The sequence below is a fragment of the Pyxidicoccus sp. M6 genome, from assembly GCF_055568925.1.
Map to the genome: position 1 here is coordinate 7,210,734 of NZ_CM145714.1, position 18,930 is coordinate 7,229,663.

11 protein-coding genes are annotated in these 18,930 nt (G+C 70.2%); all 11 read left to right on the top strand.

The window, feature by feature from the left end; translation table 11 throughout:
* Positions 1–76 precede the first annotated feature (76 nt).
* The 11 genes from ACVTJA_RS28430 to mxcL all read left to right on the top strand — a co-directional run bounded on the left by ACVTJA_RS28430 (position 77) and on the right by mxcL (position 18,899).
* Positions 77–1,684, top strand: coding sequence for an adenylate/guanylate cyclase domain-containing protein (locus ACVTJA_RS28430; RefSeq protein WP_465824270.1), 1,608 nt, complete (start codon positions 77–79; stop codon positions 1,682–1,684).
* A gap of 181 nt (positions 1,685–1,865) precedes the next feature.
* Entirely contained in the window at positions 1,866–2,639 is a 774-nt protein-coding gene (locus ACVTJA_RS28435; protein WP_465824272.1) for a 2,3-dihydro-2,3-dihydroxybenzoate dehydrogenase, read from the top strand.
* Positions 2,640–2,693: 54 nt separating this feature from the next.
* The gene (dhbC, locus tag ACVTJA_RS28440) at positions 2,694–3,923 is read left to right on the top strand and encodes an isochorismate synthase DhbC (protein WP_465824273.1); all 1,230 of its coding nucleotides are present in this window, start codon (positions 2,694–2,696) and stop codon (positions 3,921–3,923) included.
* Positions 3,920–5,566, top strand: coding sequence for a (2,3-dihydroxybenzoyl)adenylate synthase (locus ACVTJA_RS28445; protein WP_465824275.1), 1,647 nt, complete (start codon positions 3,920–3,922; stop codon positions 5,564–5,566). The genes dhbC and ACVTJA_RS28445 overlap by 4 nt, the downstream gene beginning before the upstream one ends.
* 12 nt (positions 5,567–5,578) lie before the next feature.
* Positions 5,579–6,457: an isochorismatase family protein gene (locus ACVTJA_RS28450; RefSeq protein ID WP_465824277.1), complete on the top strand. Its 879-nt coding sequence runs from the start codon at positions 5,579–5,581 to the stop codon at positions 6,455–6,457.
* 24 nt (positions 6,458–6,481) lie between these two features.
* On the top strand, positions 6,482–10,837 hold the full coding sequence (gene mxcG, locus ACVTJA_RS28455; RefSeq protein ID WP_465824279.1) for a myxochelin non-ribosomal peptide synthetase MxcG: 4,356 nt from the start codon (positions 6,482–6,484) through the stop codon (positions 10,835–10,837).
* Between the two features lie 50 nt (positions 10,838–10,887).
* A complete protein-coding gene (locus ACVTJA_RS28460; protein ID WP_465824281.1) occupies positions 10,888–12,213 on the top strand; it encodes a class II 3-deoxy-7-phosphoheptulonate synthase in 1,326 nt (441 codons plus the stop codon).
* 32 nt (positions 12,214–12,245) lie between these two features.
* Positions 12,246–14,855 (top strand): TonB-dependent siderophore myxochelin receptor MxcH, encoded by a 2,610-nt coding sequence (gene mxcH / locus ACVTJA_RS28465; protein WP_465824282.1) that lies wholly within the window; start codon positions 12,246–12,248, stop codon positions 14,853–14,855.
* A gap of 47 nt (positions 14,856–14,902) precedes the next feature.
* Positions 14,903–16,132, top strand: coding sequence for a hypothetical protein (locus ACVTJA_RS28470; RefSeq protein WP_465824284.1), 1,230 nt, complete (start codon positions 14,903–14,905; stop codon positions 16,130–16,132).
* Between the two features lie 149 nt (positions 16,133–16,281).
* The gene (gene mxcK, locus ACVTJA_RS28475) at positions 16,282–17,505 is read left to right on the top strand and encodes a myxochelin export MFS transporter MxcK (RefSeq protein WP_465824286.1); all 1,224 of its coding nucleotides are present in this window, start codon (positions 16,282–16,284) and stop codon (positions 17,503–17,505) included.
* Positions 17,506–17,612: 107 nt separating this feature from the next.
* A complete protein-coding gene (gene mxcL / locus ACVTJA_RS28480) occupies positions 17,613–18,899 on the top strand; it encodes a myxochelin B biosynthesis transaminase MxcL (RefSeq protein ID WP_465824287.1) in 1,287 nt (428 codons plus the stop codon).
* Positions 18,900–18,930 lie beyond the last annotated feature (31 nt).

Sequence of the window (18,930 nt, forward strand, 5' to 3'; positions counted from 1 at the left end):
TGCTCCCGTGCTTGTGGTAGACATGACGCGCGTGGCCACGACGCGACGACGTGGCCATCACCGCGGGAGAGGTTTCGTGCAGGTGCTGCAAATCGTCATGAACCCGGGGCTGCCCGACGAGCAGAGCTTTCCGCTCGGCGAGGGCGTCACGTTCATCGGGCGCGACGTGGAGAATCAAATCTCCGTCCTCCACCGGAGCCTGTCCCGCCAGCACGCGAGGCTGGACACGGCCGGGGGCAAGGTCGTCCTCACGGACCTGCAGAGCAAGAACGGCACCTTCGTGGGTGGCTCGCGCGTTACCCGCCACGAGCTGCGGACGGGAGACACCTTCAGCTGCGGCGCCGTGACGTTCCGTCTGCTCGGCGACAATCAGGAGACGCTGGTCAGCCCCATGCTGACCCATGAGTCGCGCGCGCTGTCGCAGGTGTCGATTCAGGAGCTGCTGGGAGCACGCGAGGCCGTCCGCTCCTCCGCGCTCAAGCTGGGCACCACGCCCGCGGTGGAGCGGGACCGCGACAAGCTGCAGATTCTCCTCAAGGTGAGCCAGTTCCTCTCGTCCCCGGGCACCATCGAGAGCCTGATGGAGCGCTCGCTGGAGCTGGTGTTCCAGGTGCTCGAGGTGGACCGGGCCGTCATCCTGCTGGTGGACCCGGTCACGAAGGTGCTGCGGCCGCACGTGGCCCGGACGTCGGACGGCGCCAAGGATTTGTCGCAGGTCTACAGCCGGCACATCACCACGTACGTGCAGCAGCACGGCGTCGCCGCGCTCTTCGCGGATGCGCGGTTGGACCCGCGCCTGGACACCGCCGAGTCGGTGGTGCAGCAGTCCATCTACGCGGCCATGTGCGCCCCGCTGAAGGCCCGCGAGGAATTGCTGGGCGTGCTCTACCTGGACAACCTCCGGCGCCCGGAGCGCTTCTCGCAGGAGGACCTGGAGTTCCTGTCGTCCTTCGCGAACCAGGTGGGCATCGCCCTGGAGAACTCGATGCTGTACCGGCGCATCGAGCAGGAGGCCATCCGCCGCAACAACTACCAGCGCTTCTTCCCGCCCAGCGCCCTGGAGCGGCTGGAGCAGTCGTCCACGGGGATGGACCTGGGCGCGAAGGAAGCGGAGGTGACGACGCTCTTCTCGGACATCTGCGGCTTCACGCAGCTCTCCTCGACGATGCGTCCCACCGACGTGGTGGACATGCTCAACGTGTACTTCCCCATCATGGCGGACATCGTGTTCGAGCAGGAGGGAACGCTGGAGAAGTACATCGGCGACGCGCTGATGGCGACGTGGGGCGCGCCCTTCTCACACCCGGACGACGCCGACCGCGCGCTGCGGGCCGCCGTGCGGATGCAGCAGGCGCTGTTGCAGCTCAACGAGCAGCGGCGGGCGCGCAAGCAGGTGGAGCTGCAGATTCACATCGGCCTGAACAGCGGCCCGGTGGCGGCGGGGAACATCGGCTCCAAGCGCTTCCTCCAGTACGCGACGATTGGAGACACCACCAACGTCGCCAGCCGCGTGTGCGGCGCCGCCGGCGCGGGTGAAATCCTCATCACCCAGAGCACCTGCGACTTGCTCGCGGACAAGCGCTGGCCGCTGGAGCGGCTGCCCCCCACTTCCGTGAAGGGCAAGGACGCGCCGCTGACGCTCTACCGCGTCGACTGGCTTCGTGGCACGCCCGCGAAGCGCTGAGCATCATCCTGCGGTCGACGGACGGCGTGTCACGCCTGTGAAGCGCTGATAACCCGACACTTCCCGTATTGACTCTCCTGTCATTGCATGGCATCTAACCCGTCATCGATAATGAGAACCATTCTCATTATCTGGAATTTTCAGGTCCGGCGGGTTCCGGAAGAACGGGTGAGAAGCACCGATGGAGACGAACTCCAGGGTGGCGCTGGTGACAGGCGCCGCGCAGGGCATTGGCGCGGCGGTGGCGCGTGCGCTGGCGGACGACTCCTCCATTGCGGCGCTCGACGTAAATGCCGAGGGGCTCGACTCGCTCGTGACGGAGCTGCGTGCGCGCGGGTGCAAGGCCGTGGGCTACCGGGTCGACGTGGGTGACAGCGCGGCGGTGGACGCGGTGGTGGAGCGCATCGAGCGCGAGCAGGGCGCCATCGGCATCCTCGCCAACGTCGCGGGCGTGTTGCGCGTGGCCCCCGCCGTGTCGCTCAGCGACGCGGACTGGGAGGCCACCTTCGCCGTCAACACGCACGGCGTGTTCCACGTCTCGCGCGCCGTCGCGCGGCGCATGGTGCCCCGGAAGACGGGGGTCATCGTCACCGTGGGCTCCAATGCCTCGCACGTGCCGAGGATGCAGATGGCGGCGTACGCGGCGTCCAAGGCCGCGTCCTCCATGTTCACCCGCTGCCTGGGACTGGAGCTGGCCCAGCACGGCATCCGCTGCAACGTCGTGTCCCCCGGCTCCACGGACACCGCCATGCAGCGCGCGCTCTGGACGGATGAGCGCGGCGCCGAGGCCGTCATCGCGGGCTCGCCCGAGAGCTTCCGGGTGGGCATTCCCCTGCGCCGCCTGGCCGACGCCGCCGATATCGCCGAGGCGGTGCGCTTCCTCGTCTCGGACGGGGCCCGCCACATCACCATGCACGACCTCTGTGTCGACGGCGGAGCCACGCTCGGCGCCTGAGTCCCCTCCCTCGCTTCCCTCTGAAACCGGCACTCCTCCACTTGGGAGTTGAGAATGATTCCTAAATCCATTGTCGAAAATGTCACGGCGAGCCTCCCCGCGCAGTTGCTGGAGAGCTACGAGGCCGGCTCTTCGTTCTTCTTCGCCAGCCCCCGCCGGACGCTGCTGGCGCGCGGCACGTTCGCCACGGTTCCGCACACCGTCGGTGAGGATGCGCTGGAGCGGCTTCCCGGGCGCGTGACGTCCGTGCTCGATGCCGCGCGGCAGGCGGACCATGACATCCCGGTGGTGGTGGGCGCGGTGCCCTTCGACGGCACCGTCCCCGCGCAGCTCGTGGTGCCGATGACGATTCAGCGCGCGGGTCCGCTGGTGTTCGACAAGGCGGCCTCCGTGCACCGCCCGCTCGGCGCGCACTACACGGTGCAGCCGGTGCCGGAGCCCGCCGCGTATCTCCACGGCGTGGAGCGGGCCCTCACGCTGATGCAGAGCGGCCCGCTGCGGAAGGTGGTGCTGTCCCGCTCGCTGCACCTGCACGCGGCCGCGCCCATCGACATGCGGCAACTGCTGCGCAACCTCGCGTGGCGAAACCCCTCCGGCTACACCTTCGCGGTGGACCTGCCTCCCTCCGAGGACGGCGCCACCGGCGCGCGCACGCTGATTGGCGCGAGCCCGGAGCTCCTCGTGTCGCGCTCGGGGTTCCAGGTGCTCGCCAACCCGCTGGCGGGCTCGGCCGCGCGCAGCCCGGACCCGGTGGTGGACCAGGAGCGGGCCCGCGCGCTGCTGACCTCGCCCAAGGATTTGCACGAGCACGCGGTGGTCATCGACGCCGTCGCGGAGGCGCTGCGCCCATACTGCAAGACGCTGGATGTGCCGGCGGGCCCCTCGCTCGTCAGCACCGCGACGATGTGGCACCTGTCCACGCGCATCGTCGGCGAGCTGGCGGACCCGTCCATCTCCTCGCTGACGCTGGCCGCGGCGCTGCACCCGACGCCCGCGGTGTGCGGCTACCCGACGCGGCTGGCGCACGAGGCCATCGGCTCCATCGAGCCCTTCGAGCGCGGCTACTACACGGGCGCCGTGGGCTGGTGCGACGCGAGCGGCGACGGCCAGTGGGCGGTGACCATCCGCTGCGCCGAGGCCGACGAGCGCACGCTGCGGCTCTTCGCGGGCGCGGGCATCGTCGCCGGCTCGCGGCCCGAGTCCGAGCTGGCGGAGACCGAGGCGAAGTTCCGCACCATGCTCCAGGCCATGGGTCTGGGCCAGGGCGCCGAGGTCAACCCATGACGTCCCCCGCTCTGCCCCTCCCGGGCTGCCCCACGTGGCCGGAAGACTTCGCCGCGCGCTACCGGGCCGCCGGCTACTGGCGCGGAGAGACCTTCGGGCAACTGCTGCGTGAGCGCGCGCTGCAGTACGGCGAGCGCACGGCCATCGTCGCCGGGGACCAGCGCTGGAGCTACCGCGAGCTCGATGAGCGGGTGGACCGGCTCGCCGCGGGTTTCCTCGCCCTGGGCATCCAGCCGAAGGACCGCGTGGTGGTGCAGCTCCCCAACATCGCCGCCTTCTTCGAGGTGGTCTTCGCGCTGTTCCGCATCGGCGCGCTGCCGGTGTTCGCGCTCCCGGCGCACCGGAGCGCGGAGATTGGCTACTTCTGCGAGCACGCCGAGGCCGTCGCGTACGTCATTCCCGACAAGCACGGCGGGTTCGACTACCGCACCCTGGCGGCGCAGGTCCGCGAGAAGGTGCCGGGCCTGAAGCACGTCATCGTCGCCGGTGACGCGGGGCCCTTCACGCCGCTGAGCAGCCTGCCCTCCGCGCCCGTCACGCTGCCGGAAGTCCGGGCCAGTGACGTGGCCTTCTTCCAGCTCTCGGGCGGCAGCACCGGCGTCCCCAAGCTCATCCCCCGCACGCACGACGACTACCTCTACAGCGTGCGCGCGAGCGCGGACATCTGCCAGCTCGACACGACCAGCGTGTACCTGTGCGCGCTGCCCGTCTCGCACAACTTCCCGCTCAGCTCACCCGGGGTGCTCGGTGTCCTGCACGCGGGCGGAACCGTGGTGATGGCGTTGCACCCGAGCCCCGACGCGGCCTTCCCGCTCATCGAGCGCGAGCGCGTCACCCTCACCGCGCTGGTGCCGCCGCTGGCCATGGTGTGGCTGGACGCCGCGAAGGCGCGCCGGCACGACCTGTCCAGCCTGCGCGTGTTGCAGGTCGGCGGTGCCCGGCTCAGCAACGAGGCGGCGGGGCGCGTCCGGCCCACGCTGGGCTGCGCGTTGCAGCAGGTCTTCGGCATGGCCGAGGGGTTGGTCAACTACACCCGCCTCGATGATTCCGAGGAGCTCATCGTCGCCACGCAGGGCCGGCCCATCTCCCCGGATGACGAGCTGCGCATCGTCGACGAGGACGACCGCGAGGTCGCCCCCGGAGAGCTCGGCCAACTCCTGACGCGCGGCCCGTACACCATCCGCGGCTACTACAAGGCGGAGGCGCACAACGCTCGGGCCTTCACGTCCGACGGCTTCTACCGCACGGGAGACCTGGTGCGCCTGACGCCCGAGGGTTACCTCGTGGTGGACGGCCGCGTGAAGGACCAGATCAACCGCGGCGGAGAGAAGATCGCGGCCGAGGAGGTGGAGAACCACCTGCTGGCCCACCCCGCCGTGCACGACGCCGCGGTGGTGGCCATCCCCGACGCGTTCCTGGGCGAGCGCACCTGCGCCTTCGTCATTCCCCGTGGCACGCCTCCGGCCGCAACGGTGCTCACCGCGTTCCTTCGCGAGCGCGGACTGGCCGCCTTCAAGATTCCCGACCGGGTCGAGTTCGTCGACACCTTCCCCCAGACGGGTGTCGGCAAGGTCAGCAAGAAGTCGCTGCGCGAGACGCTCACCCGCTCCGCCGCGAAAACCGCCTCTCCCTCTCCGCGCTGAAAGGACCTCCCCATGGCGCTCCCCGCCATTGCTCCCTATCCCATGCCCGGCACGGCCGACCTGCCCAGGAACAAGGTCTCCTGGACGCCCGAGCCCCGGCGCACCGCGCTGCTGATTCACGACATGCAGCGCTACTTCATCAACGCCTTCACCGCCGGCCAGTCCCCGGTGTCCGAGCTCGTGTCCAACATCCAGCGCCTGCGCCAGCACTGCGCCGCGCTGGACATCCCCGTCGTGTACTCGGCCCAGCCCGGCGGTCAGACGCCCGAGCAGCGCGGCCTGCTGCTGGACTTCTGGGGACCGGGCATCAACGCCGGCCCGGAGCAGAAGCGCATCATCGACGCGCTGGCCCCGGCCGACGGGGACATCGTCCTCACCAAGTGGACCTACAGCGCGTTCCGGCGGACGGAGCTGCATGAGTTGCTGCGCGAGCGCGGCCGCGACCAGCTGCTCATCTGCGGCATCTACGCGCACATCGGCTGCCTCCAGACGGCGAGCGACGCGTTCATGAGCAACGTGCGCCCGTTCCTGGTGGCGGATGCGCTGGGTGACTTCTCCCTGGCGCACCACCAGCTCGCCCTGAGCTACGCCTCGCAGCTCTGCGCAGTCACCCTCACCACACAGCAGGCCGTCGATGCGCTGGGCTCGCCGCCGGCGCTGAGCCGCTGGAAGGTTCGCGCGGACGTCGCGGAGCTGCTGCAGATGTCTCCCGCGGACCTGCTGGAGGACGAGAACCTGCTCGAGCGCGGGCTCGACTCGATTCGCATCATGAGCCTCGTGGAGCGTTGGCGGAGCGCCGGCACCGAAGTGACCTTCGTGGAGCTGGCCGAGCGGCCCAGCCTCACGGACTGGTACGCGCTGCTGTCTCGCGCCAACGCCCAACCCTCGTAGTCCCCGGTACAGGGAGCAACTCCGATGCGCGACTCACAGCCCATGGGCTGGCCCCTGTCCGCTGCCCAGCACGGAATCTGGGTGGGACAGCAGTTCGACCTCAAGAGCCCGGTGTACAACGCCGCCGAGTGCATCGAGATTCGCGGCGCCGTCGACGTCGCGCATTTCGAGTCCGCGCTCCGGCAGGCCGTCGGTGAAGCCGAAGCCCTCCACTCGCGCTTCGTGTCCGGAGCGACGGGGCCCGTGCAATACATCGAGCCTCGCACCGACTGGCCGCTGCACTTCGAGGATGTCAGCGGGACGCCGGACCCATGGGCGGCGGCACATGCCTGGATGCAGGAGGACCTGACCCGGACCGTGGACCTGGGCCAGGGGCCGCTCTTCGCGGAGGCGCTGTTCAAGGCCGCGCCGGACCGCTTCTTCTGGTACCAGCGCGTCCACCACGTCGCGCTGGATGGGTACGGCTTCTCGCTCGTGGCGCGGCGGGTGGCGGACCTCTACACCGCACGCGTCACCGGACGCGCGGCGGCGGGAGGCTTCGGCCCTCTACGTCCCGTGCTGGACGAGGACGCGGCCTACCAGTCCGGGCCGCAGATACAGGCGGACCGCGCTTTCTGGGTGGAGCGCTTCGAGAAGGGCCCCATGCCCGTCAGCATCACCACGCCCGCGCCCATGTCGTCGCGCTTCGTGCGGCAGATGCAGCACCTCTCCGCGAGTGAGGTGGAGCGGCTCCAGGCCACCGCGCGTCAGGCGGGACTCGTCTGGCCGGACCTGGTGCTGGCCACCACCGCCGTGTGGCTGCACCGGTTCACGGATGCCACCGAGGTGGTGCTGGGCCTGCCGGTGATGACGCGCCTGGGCTCGGCGGCGCTGAAGGTGCCGTGCATGGCGATGAACATCGTGCCGCTGAAGGTAGCGGTGCGTCCCGAGGCGGGGCTGCTCTCGCTGGCACGTGACGTGGCCACTGAGGTGCGCGCCATGCGTCCGCACCTGCGCTACCGCTACGAGCAGCTCCGGCGTGACTTGCGCCGGGTGGGCGGCCAGCGACGGCTGTTCGGTCCCGTGGTCAACCTCATGCCGTTCGACTACGCGCTGCGCTTCGCGGGGATGCCGGCCGTCGCGCACAACCTCTCCGCGGGCCCCGTTGAAGACCTCTCCATCGGCATGTACGCGCGCTCGGACGGCGGCGGGATGCGCGTGGATTTCGACGCGAACCCCGCGTGCTACCGGCCGCAGGAGCTGCGCGCCCATCAGCGAAGCTTCCTCCAGCTCCTGGAGTCGCTGACCGCCGAGCCCGAGCGGCCCGTGGGAACGGTGACCGCGGCGCGGAGCAGCACCGCGCCGGAGACGAGTGCGCGGACCGCCGCGTCCGTGCTGGACGGAGGTCCCCTGCCCGCCCCGGCGCGCTCGGTGGTGGAGCTGTTCACGGAGCGCGCGCTCGAAACGCCCGAGGCCGTGGCCTTGGAGCACGGCCCGTACCGGATGACCTACCGCGAGCTGCTCCAGGCCTCGCTCGCGCTGGCGGACCGGCTCGTGTCCGAAGGCGTGTGGCCGGACACTCCCGTGGCGGTCATGCTGCCGCGCGGCCTGGATGCGGTGGTCGCCGCGTGGGGCGTGCTCTTCTCGGGTGCGGGTTATCTGCCCGTGGACCCCTTCGGTCCCGCGTCGAGGACCGAGGCCATCCTCACCGACGCGGCGCCCGACCTGGTCATCACCTCCAGCCACGACCTCGTGCCGGGAGTGGGTCCCCTGGCTCCGGGCCACCTGGTCGTGAAGCGGCGCGCGGGCGTGGCCGCTTCCGATGCGCAAACCGTGAAGCCCCGGCTGGCGTACGTCATCTACACGTCCGGCTCGACGGGCCAGCCCAACGGCGTACAGATTGACCGCCCCGCGCTGGCGCACTTCGTGGCGGGGGCGACGCACCGCTACGGAGTGAGCTCCAGCGACCGCGTCCTGCAGTTCGCCCCGCTGCACTTCGACGCCAGCATCGAGGAGCTCTTCCTCACGCTGTGCAACGGCGCGAGGCTGGTGCTGCGCACCGACGAGATGCTCCAGTCAGTGCCGAGGCTGCTCGAGGCCTGCGCCGAGCACGGCATCACCGTGCTCGACCTGCCCACAGCCTTCTGGCACGAGCTGGCCTACAGCGTGTCCACGGGCTCGGCCCGTCTGCCCTCGTCGCTGCGCACCATCATCATCGGCGGCGAGGCCGCGCTGCCCGAGCGCGTCGCCCGCTGGCGCGCCACCGTGGGCCCCTCCGTGCAGTTGCTCAACACCTACGGCCCCACCGAGGCCACGGTGGTGGCCACCGTCGCCACACTGAGCGGCGCTGAAGAAGTCGCCTCCTCCGCCGACGAGGTCCCCATCGGCCAGCCCCTCCCGGGCGTGCGCGCGGTGCTCCTCGACTCTCACGGGCGGCCCACCGCTCCGGGTGAGGAGGGAGAGCTATACCTGCTCGGTGGAGGGCTGGCCCGGGGCTACCTGGGACGGGCGCAGCTGACCGCGTCGCGTTTCGTCACACTCGACGGACTGCCCGACAAGCCGCGCGCCTACCGCACCGGCGACCGGGTCCGGCTCCGCGAGGACGGCAACCTGGTGTTCGTCGGCCGCGTGGACGATGAGCTCAAGATCAGCGGTCACCGCATCGACCCGGCCGAGGTCGAGAGCGTGCTCCTCCGTCACCCTCGGGTGAGGGAAGCCGCCGTCGTCGGGCAGTCGCTGCCCGGAGGCTCGCGACGACTGTGCGCGTTCCTCGTCACCGAGCCGCCTCAACCGTCCACGTCCGAGCTGCGCCAGCACGTGCAGTCCGCGCTGCCCGCTCCCATGGTGCCCGGTGCCTTCGTCCTGCTCGAACGGCTCCCGCGCACGAGCACGGGGAAGATCGACCGCGCGGAGCTGCGCCGCATGTCCGCCACCGAGGAGCCGCTCCCGCTCTCGGCGAATGCCACGGGGCTGGAGCAGACGGTGCTGCGCATCTGGTCTCAGGTGCTCGGCGTGAGCGGCGTGTCCGCGGGAGATGACTTCTTCGACCTGGGTGGCCAGTCGCTCCAGAGCATCCAGGTGGCCAACCGGCTCAGTGTCGAGCTGGGCCGCGAGGTCCCCGTCGCCACCGTGTTCCGTCACCCCACCGCCGCGGCGCTCGCACGGGCCCTGGAGCAGGGCACCGACGCAGCCTCCGAAGCGGGAGGACTCACCGCCGCGATGCTCGCGGATGCCGAGCTTCCGGAAGACATCGTGCCCGTGCTGCCGCCCGTCAGGACGTCACAGGCCCGGCTGAGACAGGTGGTCCTCACCGGAGCCACGGGCTTCGTCGGCGCACACCTGCTCTCGCAGCTCCTGCGGCAGACGGACGCGCGAGTCGTCTGCCTGGTGCGTGCGCGCGACGAGGCGCAGGCGATGCAGCGGCTTCGCGAGTCGCTCACCTCCCAGCACCTGTCCACGTCGGGCCTCTTCGAGCGCGTGCTCGCGCTGCCGTCCGACCTGACACAGCCCTGGCTGGGGCTCGGCGAGGCGCGGTTCCACGGCCTGGCCTCCGAGTGTGACGCCATCTTCCACAACGCCGCCGTCGTCAGCGTCGTGCGCGAGTACGGCAGCCTCCAGGCCGTCAACGTGCGCGGCACGCGCGAGCTGCTGCGAATGGCCGCCGCAGTCCATCCCAAGCCCTTCCACTACGTGTCCACGCTGGCGGTCGCGCCGCCCGCGAACCTCCGCCCCGAGGTGCCCGAGGACTTCGTCCCCGCGCACTCCGGCCTGCGTGACGGCTACCAGCAGAGCAAGTGGGTCGCGGAGCGGCTCGTCCAACAGGCGGGTGCCCGTGGCCTGCCCGTGTCCGTCTACCGGCTGGGCCGCGTCGTCGGTGCGCCAGACAGCGGCCTGGTGAATCCGCAGGACCTCGTGTGGCGCATCCTCCTGGCCGGCATACCCGTGGGCGCCCTGCCCCAACTCGACGTGAGCGAGGTGTGGACTCCGGTGGACTACGTGGCGCGTGCCATCGTCCACCTGTCGGGCGTGGCCCAGCCCGGCGAGGTCTTCAACCTCTCGCCCACACCTGAGGTCCGGCTCGGCGAGCTGTTCGGCTGGGTGCGCGACTTCGGCTACCCCGTGGAGATGCTCCCCGTCGGCGTCTGGCGCGCGCGCGTCGCGGAGCGGGCCGGGAGCGCGGAGAACGGCGCCACGCTGGCGTTCTTCGACCTGCGCTCGGGAGAGGCCGAGCCCGCCTTCGGCCTCGGTCCCATCCGCTGTCAGCGCGTGCTCCAGGCCCTCTCCGGCAGCGGCATCACCTGCCCTCCGGCGGACCGCGCGCTGCTCTTTCGCTACCTCGAATTCTGCGTCGAGCAGGGACTCCTGCCTCGGCCGCCCTCCACCGAAACGGCCCTCCCGTGATGACCCGAGACTGGACACCCCGCACCTGGCGGAACAAGCCCGTCACGTGCATGCCGGACGACTATCCGGACCTCAACGTGCTCACCCGCGTCGAGGAGCAGCTCTCACACCTGCCGCCGCTCGTCTTCGCATCCGACACGCGTCGCCTCTCCGCCCACCTCGCCCGAGTCGCCGAGGGTAAGGCCCTCCTGCTTCAAGGGGGAGACTGCGCGGAGAGCTTCAAGGAGTTCACCACCGACAACATCCGCGACACCTTCCGGCTCATCCTCCAGATGGCGGTGGTGCTCACCTTCGCGGGTGGCCGGCCGGTGGTGAAGGTGGGCCGCATCGCCGGGCAGTTCGCCAAGCCGCGCTCCAGCCCCATGGAGACGCGGGACGGCGTCACCCTGCCCAGCTACCGCGGCGACATCATCAACGGCATGGACTTCGACACGCGCGAGCGCACGCCCGACCCGCGTCGCCTGCTCATGGCGTACCACCAGTCCTCCGCCACGCTGAACCTCGTGCGCGCCTTCGCCCAGGGCGGGTACACGGACCTGTGCAACCTGCACCGGTGGACGCTCGACTTCATCGCGAGCAGCCCGCAGGGCGACCGCTACAAGGGACTGGCGGATAAAATCTTCGAGTCGCTCTGCTTCATGAGCGCCCTCTCCGCGCACCCGGAGCCGCACCCGCACGGAAGCGGCCCGGTGGACTTCTTCACCAGCCACGAGGCCCTGCTCCTCAACTACGAGGAGGCGCTGACGCGCGCCGAGCCTGGCTCCGGCGAGTGGTTCGACACGTCCGCGCACATGCTGTGGATTGGTGAGCGCACGCGCCAGCTCGACGGCGGCCACGTGGAGTTCATGCGCGGCATCCAGAACCCCATCGGCCTCAAGTGCGGCCCGACGATGGAGCCGGACGAGTTGCTGCGGCTGATGGACGTGCTGGACCCGAAGGGCGTGCCCGGGCGCCTCACGCTCATCGGCCGCTTCGGCGCGGACAAGGTTTCCGACCGTCTGCCCCGGCTGATGGCCGCCACCCGCCGCGATGGCCGCCCCGTCATCTGGTCCGTCGACCCGATGCACGGCAACACGCACAAGGCGAGCAACGGGTACAAGACGCGCTCGTTCGACCGCATCCTCTCGGAGGTGCATGCCTTCCTCGACGTCGCCGCCGCCGAGGGCGTGCACCCCGGAGGCCTGCACCTGGAGATGACCGGGCAGCACGTCACCGAGTGCCTCGGTGGCTCGCTGCCGGTGACGGAGGACGACCTCTCCAGCCGCTACCACACCCACTGCGACCCGAGGCTCAACGGCACCCAGGCCCTCCAGCTCGCCTTCACCGTGGCCGAGTCCCTCCAGTCTCCCCGCTCACACCGCGCTCGCGCTGCTTGAGCCCACGCTCTTTTCATGCTCTCAAGTTGAGAATGAAAGACATTTTCACATTCAAGTCCGTGACGTGGAGGGGGCTGCCACGCAGCGTGGTGCTGGGAGGCCTGCTCGCGGCCGGGCCGGTCCTCGCGGGTACGCCGCAGGACAGTGCACCGGCGGCTGCGTCCGCGCCCGCCCTCGAGGCTCCGAAGCTCGTGGAGTTCGTCGAGGCGCCCTACCCCGCGCAAGCGGAGCAGGAGCGCCTGGAGGCCACGGTGGTGCTCCGGCTCACACTCGACGCGCAGGGCGCCGTCACGGGGGCGGAGGTGATGACGCCCGCCGGACACGGCTTCGACGAAGCGGCCCGGGACGCGGCGCTCCGCTTCCGCTTCGAGCCCGCGAAGCGCAACGGCGTGCCGGTGCCGTCGCGCATCGCGTACAGCTACGAGTTCCGGCTTCGGGCGCCCGAGACTCCCACGACGGAGTCCGCGCCGGTGGCCGAGAGCGCGCAGGGAGCCACACCCGTTTCGCAGCCGGCCGACCCCACCGCTGTCACCGTCCCCCAAGAGCCGGTGCCGGGCTCCGAGCATCCCGCTTCATCAAGCGGGCCGACTGCCGCTGACGGTGAGCCCATCGAAGTCACCGTCGAAGGCGAGTCCGACGTGGAGCGCCTGCGTAACTCCGCCGAGGCCGTGCGCGTCATCGAGATGGAGCAGGTCCAGCGCGAGGCCGCCGACCTGGGCCAGGTCCTCGCGCGCACGGAGGGCATCGGCGTGCGTCGCGTGGGCGGGCTCGGAAGCCGCGCGCGCTTCTCGCTCGCGGGCTTCACCGACGAGCAGATCCGCTTCTTCATCGACGGCGTCCCGCTGGAGCTGGCGGGCTACGGGCCCGAGTTCGCCAACGTCCCGGTCAACTTCGTGCAGCGCATGGAGGTCTACCAGGGCGTCGTCCCCGTCCGCTTCGGAGCGGACGCGCTCGGCGGAGCGGTCCAGTTCGTCACCAGCGAGAAGCTCGGTGGCTCCAAGGCCGCGGCGTCCTACGAGGTCGGCTCCTTCAACACCCACCGCCTCACGCTCAGCGGCTCGCACCTGAACGAGGCGAGCGGCCTGTACGCCCGCGCCAGCGCCTTCTTCGACTCCACGCCCAACGACTATCGCGTCGACGTCGAGGTCCCCGACGAGCAGGGCCGGCTCGTGCCGAGAACCGTCCCCCGTTTCCACGACGCGTACCGCGCTGGCGGAGGCGCGTTGGAAGCCGGCTTCGCCGACCGCCCCTGGGCCCGGCGCCTGCTGCTGCGGGCCTTCGCCAGCACCACGTCCAAGGAGCTCCAGCACGGCGCCACCATGGAAATGCCGTACGGCGACGTGGACTCCGGGAGCACCTCCGCGGGCGCCACGCTCCGCTACGAGAAGACGCACGACTCGGGCCTCACCACCGACGCGGTGGGCGGCTACGTCTTCCGTCGCAGCACCTTCACGGACGTGGGCACCTGCGCGTACGACTGGTTGGGGAACTGCGTCCAGCAGCTCCCCCAGCCCGGTGAAATCGAGTCGCGCGCCGTCGAGCGCAACGTCCGTCAGCACACCGGTTTCGCCCGCATCAACCTCGGCTGGTCGCCGTCCACCGCCCATGCATTCCGCCTCGCCATCGCCCCCACCGGGGTGAGCCGCTCCGGCGAGGACCGGGCCCTGCGCGAGCGCGGAGAAATCGACCCGCTCACCGGAGACCGGAGCATCCTCTCGCTCGTTACCGGGCTCGCGTACCAGCACCAGGCGCTCGACGGCCGCCTGGAGAACATCGCGTTCCTCAAGGACTACTTCCAGCGCTCTCGCGCGGATCAACTGCTGCCCAGCCAGGTCTTCGCGCCCGCGGACCAGGACATCCACCGCCTCGGCGTGGGCGACAGCTTCCGGTTCCGCTTCAACGACGTGCTCATCGCGAAGGCCTCCTACGAGTGGGCCACGCGCCTGCCCCGCCCCGATGAGCTCTTCGGCGACGGCATCCTCTACGGAGAGAACCTCCTCCTGAAGCCCGAGCGCAGCCACAACGTCAACGTGGAGCTGGCGGCCACGCTGCCCCGCATCGCCCCCGGCACGTTCCGCGGCAACGTGCTCGGCTTCGCGCGCCTGGTGGACGACTTCATCCAGCCCATCGGCCACTCGGGCTACTACACGTACCAGAACGTCATCGAGGCGCGCAGCCTGGGCGTCAGCGGCGCCCTCGGCTGGAGCTCGCCCGGTGAGTGGCTCACGCTCGACGGCAACGCCACCTTCCAGGACTTCCGCAACATCTCCACCGAGGGCCCCTTCGCGGAGTTCGAGGGCCAGCGCCTTCCCAACCGTCCGCACCTGCTCGCCAACGGCAGCGCGCGCTTCCAGTGGACGGGGGTGGCCAGCCCCCGCGACGAGCTCTCGCTGAGCTGGCACACGCGCTACATCCACTCCTTCTTCCCCGGCTGGGAGCGCCTGGGCCAGGCCAGCCAGAAGCAGAGCGTGCCCACCCAACTCCTGCACTCGCTCGCGCTCACCTACGCCACCCGCATTTCGCGCGCCACGCTGAGCTGGACGGTGGACGTGCAGAACCTCACCGACGCCGACGCCTACGACTTCCTCGGCGTGCAGCGTCCGGGCCGTGCTGTCGCAGCCAAGGTGGTCGCGGAGCTCTGACCCCTTCCCCAACCCACGCAGTACCCCACCTGAAAAAGGACCCCCGAATGAAGCCTGCCTCGCCCTTCCGATTCGTACGCCTGACGGCCATGGCGCTGTCCATGTCCCTGCTCGCCGCCTGCGGTGACGACGAACCGACCGACCCGGAGCCCACACCGGACGAGACGCCGCTGTACGCCGCCGTCGCGCAGGTCTCCGTCAACGGTGAGTCGCACAGCTACATCGCGCTCACGGACAAGGTGGACCTCTCCGCGCCGCTGTCGCTGGAGACCGCCACCGAGGTCCCCGGCCGTGCGCTCGGCTTTGGCATCGCGAAGTCGCGCTCGCTGTACGTCGGGGGCAGCGACAGCGCCACCATCACCCGCTTTGACCTGAACAGCAGCGGGAAGCTGGAGCAGAAGGGCACCGTGAGCTTCGCGGGCAGGGGCCTCTCCTCCATCGGCGAGTACCAGAACCAGGTCCAGTTCGTCTCCAACACCAAGGCCTACTACCTCGACGGGCGCACCTCGCAGGTCATCATCTGGAACCCCACCGACATGACGCTGACCAACACGGTGGCCATCAACGACCTGGCCGTCGCGGGCGGCGTGACGACCTTCGCCACGCACCCGGTGCGCACGGGCGACCTCATCATCGCGCCCATCGGCTGGAGGTTGCAGGACGGGACCGTCGTCAAGCGGGCCGGCGTCGTCGTGGTGGACACGAAGACGGATGCGGTGACCCTGGCGACCGACGACCGCTGCGGCTACGTGCGGGATGGCGTCCTCGCGCCGGACGGCAAGGTGTACATCGCGACCGAGGCCTACGGCGCGGCGGTGTACCGCGTCGCCGGCGGTAGCACGCCCGTGCCCTGCCTGCTGAAGTTCGACCCCGCGACGAAGACGTTCGACAAGGACTTCTTCCGCGAGCTGAGCTCGTTCACGGGCGGCGCGGCCACGGGCTCGCTGCTCCCCGGCCCCAATGGGACGGGCTACCTGCGTGCGCTCGACGAGACCGTCTACACCGTGGCCCCGAACGCGTCCGGCCGCGCGGTGGCGAGCGCTCCGGCCTGGACCTGGTGGCAGCTCAACTTCAGCACGCTGACCGCGACGAAGGTGGCGTCGCTCCCGGCGAGCACCGGCAGCTCCTTCCTCTTCAACGTCGCGGACAACCGCGTCCTCTTCACGGAGTTCACCAACAACTCCAGCCAGACGAACTTCCGCGACCTGTCGAGCCAGAACGGCGCGGTGACGATGAGCACGCAGGGCCTCGTCTTCTCGTTCCTGCAGATCCGCTGAAGCATGAGCCCCTCGGCGCCGGGCATGGCCCTCCTTGCCCGGCGCCGTTCTCTCCCTTCCTCCGCGGTGTCGCCCATCCAGGGCCCCGTCACACGGCGCTGAGGCGCGGCCGGCGACCTTCCCTTCCACCGTACCGTCAGGAACCTCCCGTGAGTGCATCCGCCCCATCGAGGCAGGAACGCCAGCTCCTCTGGCTGCTGGCCGCCGTGCAGTTCACCCACCTCATGGACTTCATGCTCGTGATGCCCCTGGGGCCGGAGCTCATGCGCGTGTTCTCCATGTCGACCGCGCGCTTCGGGATGATGGTCTCCGCGTACACGCTCGCATCCGCGGTGATGGGCGTGTCGGGCCTGTTCTGGCTGGACCGCTTCGACCGGAAGCGCGCGCTGCTCACGCTCTACGGCGTCTTCATCATCGCGACGCTGGCCTGTGGCGCCGCGCCAGGCCCCACGGCGCTGCTCGTGGCGAGGATGCTCGCGGGCGCCTGCGCGGGGCTGATGGGCGCGGGCGTCATGGCCATCATCGGAGACCTGGTGCCACCCGAGCGCCGGGGCCGCGCCATCGGGACGGTGATGGCTTCGCTCGGCCTGTCGGCGGTGGCGGGCGTGCCGTTGGGACTGGGCATCGCGAGCAAGCTCGGCTGGCGCGGGCCCTTCTTCGTCATCGGTGCGCTCGCGGGAGTCGTGTGGCTGTGCCTGCTGTGGCGGTTGCCTCCGGTACGCCAGCACCTCACCGCGGCGAGCGCGGGCGAGCGGCGCAACCCGCTGGCGCCCCTGGCGTCCCCCGGGCTCGCGCTGGGCTGGCTGCTCACCTTCAGCGTGGTGTTCTCCAGCTTCCTGCTGATTCCGTACCTGGGCGCGTACATGGTCGGCAACCTGGGCCTGCGCCTGGAGGACCTGTCCGGGGTGTACCTGGGCGGAGGCCTGGCGACGCTGCTGAGCGCGCGCCTCGTGGGCCAGCTCGCGGACCGGCACGGCCCGGCGCGGGTCCTCGTCGCGTTGCTCGTCGGGACGGTGGTGCCGCACCTCGTCTTCACCCACCTGTCACCCTCTCCGTTCCCGGTGGTGATGGGCGTGTTCATGGTGTTCATGGCGACGACGTCCAGCCGGGCCATCCCCACCATCGCCCTGGTGACTTCACGCGTGCCTCCGCACCTGCGCGGGCGCTATCTCGCGGTCAACATGGCGGCGAGTGATGCCGCGTCCGGCCTCTCCGCCTGGGCGAGCGGGCTGTGGATTGCGACGGCGCCCGACGGCGCGATGGTGGGCTTCGGCCAGGTGGGCTGGATGGCGGTGGGCGTGACGGCCTTTGCGTTGTGCATCCTCTGGACGTTGGGTCGTAGCGCCGTTCCCGCGAGTGCCGTAGCCACCTGAGCCACGTCCCCTTCCTGTTCTCCACCGACGGAGCGCCCCTGGCGCCCCGAACGATTCCTCATTGCCTGTTCGTGCCCCGCAGTCGTCACCCCACAAAGGAAAGACTCATGGACCCCGCCAAGCGAAACCACCCGTCGCTTCCCCGCCCAATCATTGGAGACTTGAAGCTGGACAACTCCAACCGCCTGCTGGCCGACGCCAAGCGGATGGTGCCCGGCCTCTCCCAGTCGATGATGAAGCGGCCCGAGATGTTCGCCCCCGGCGCCTTCCCCGTGTTCCTGAAGTCCGGCCAGGGCGCGCTGGTGGAGGACGTGGATGGCCAGCAGTACATCGACTTCATCAGCGGCCTGGGCGCCAACATGTTGGGCCACAACCACCCGGACGTGGTGGAGCCCATCCGCAAGCACCTGGAGGAAGGCGTCCTCCACTCGCTGCCCACGCCGGTGGAGCTCACCGCCGCGCAGGCGGTGTTGGACCTGATTCCCGGCTCGGAGATGGTTCGCTTCTTCAAGACGGGAGCAGATGCCACGTCCTCCGCGGTGCGCCTGGCGCGCTACATCACCGGCAAGGAGCGCATCATCGCCGTGGGCTACAACGGCTGGCACGACCACTTCATGTTCGACACCCCGGGCGTGCCCGCCGCCCTGGCCGGCCTCACGATGCGCATGCCGCTCTTCACCGAGCCCGACGAGGCGGCCCTGCTGTCCAGCATCGCGCAGCACGGGAAGGAGCTCGCGATTGTCCTCCTCTCGGTGCCCTACAACCGCGTGCTGAGCCGTGAGTTCTTCAAGGCCCTGCGCGCCACCTGTACCAACCACGGCGTGCTGCTGGTCATGGACGAGGTGGTCACGGGGTTCCGCCTCGCGCTCGGCGGCGCGCAGGAGTTCTTCGGCGTGGAGGCGGACTTCGTGTGCCTCTCGAAGAGCATCGCGGCGGGCATGCCCCTGTCCGCGATTGCCGGCCCCACGCGGCACCTGAGCAAGCTGGCGGAGCTGCAGGTGTCCACCACCTTCGGCGGAGAGCTGCTGTCGCTGGCGGTGTGCGAGGCCGTGCTCAAGGGCTACCGGAAGAGCGGCTTCGTCGAGCACATCGCCTCTCTGGGCCGGCGGCTGCGCGAGGGCGTCAACGCGCGCGCGGAGAAGCTCGGCTCGCCGCTGCGCGTGGTGGGCTACGACGCGATTCCGTTCTTCCTCTTCGACAAGAACCCGCCGGAGCACGCGAAGCGGATGCAGCCCTTCCAGGCCGGCATGGCCCACCGGGGCGTGCTGCTGCGCCGCGACGTCAACTTCATCTGCGCGGCGCACACGGCTGAGCAGATTGAGTACACCATCGAGATGGCGGGAGAGGTAATGCAGGCCCTTCTCGCCCCGGCCGCGCCCGCCACCGCGGCCTGAGCAGGAGTCCCGGTGGCCAGGGGCTCCGTGC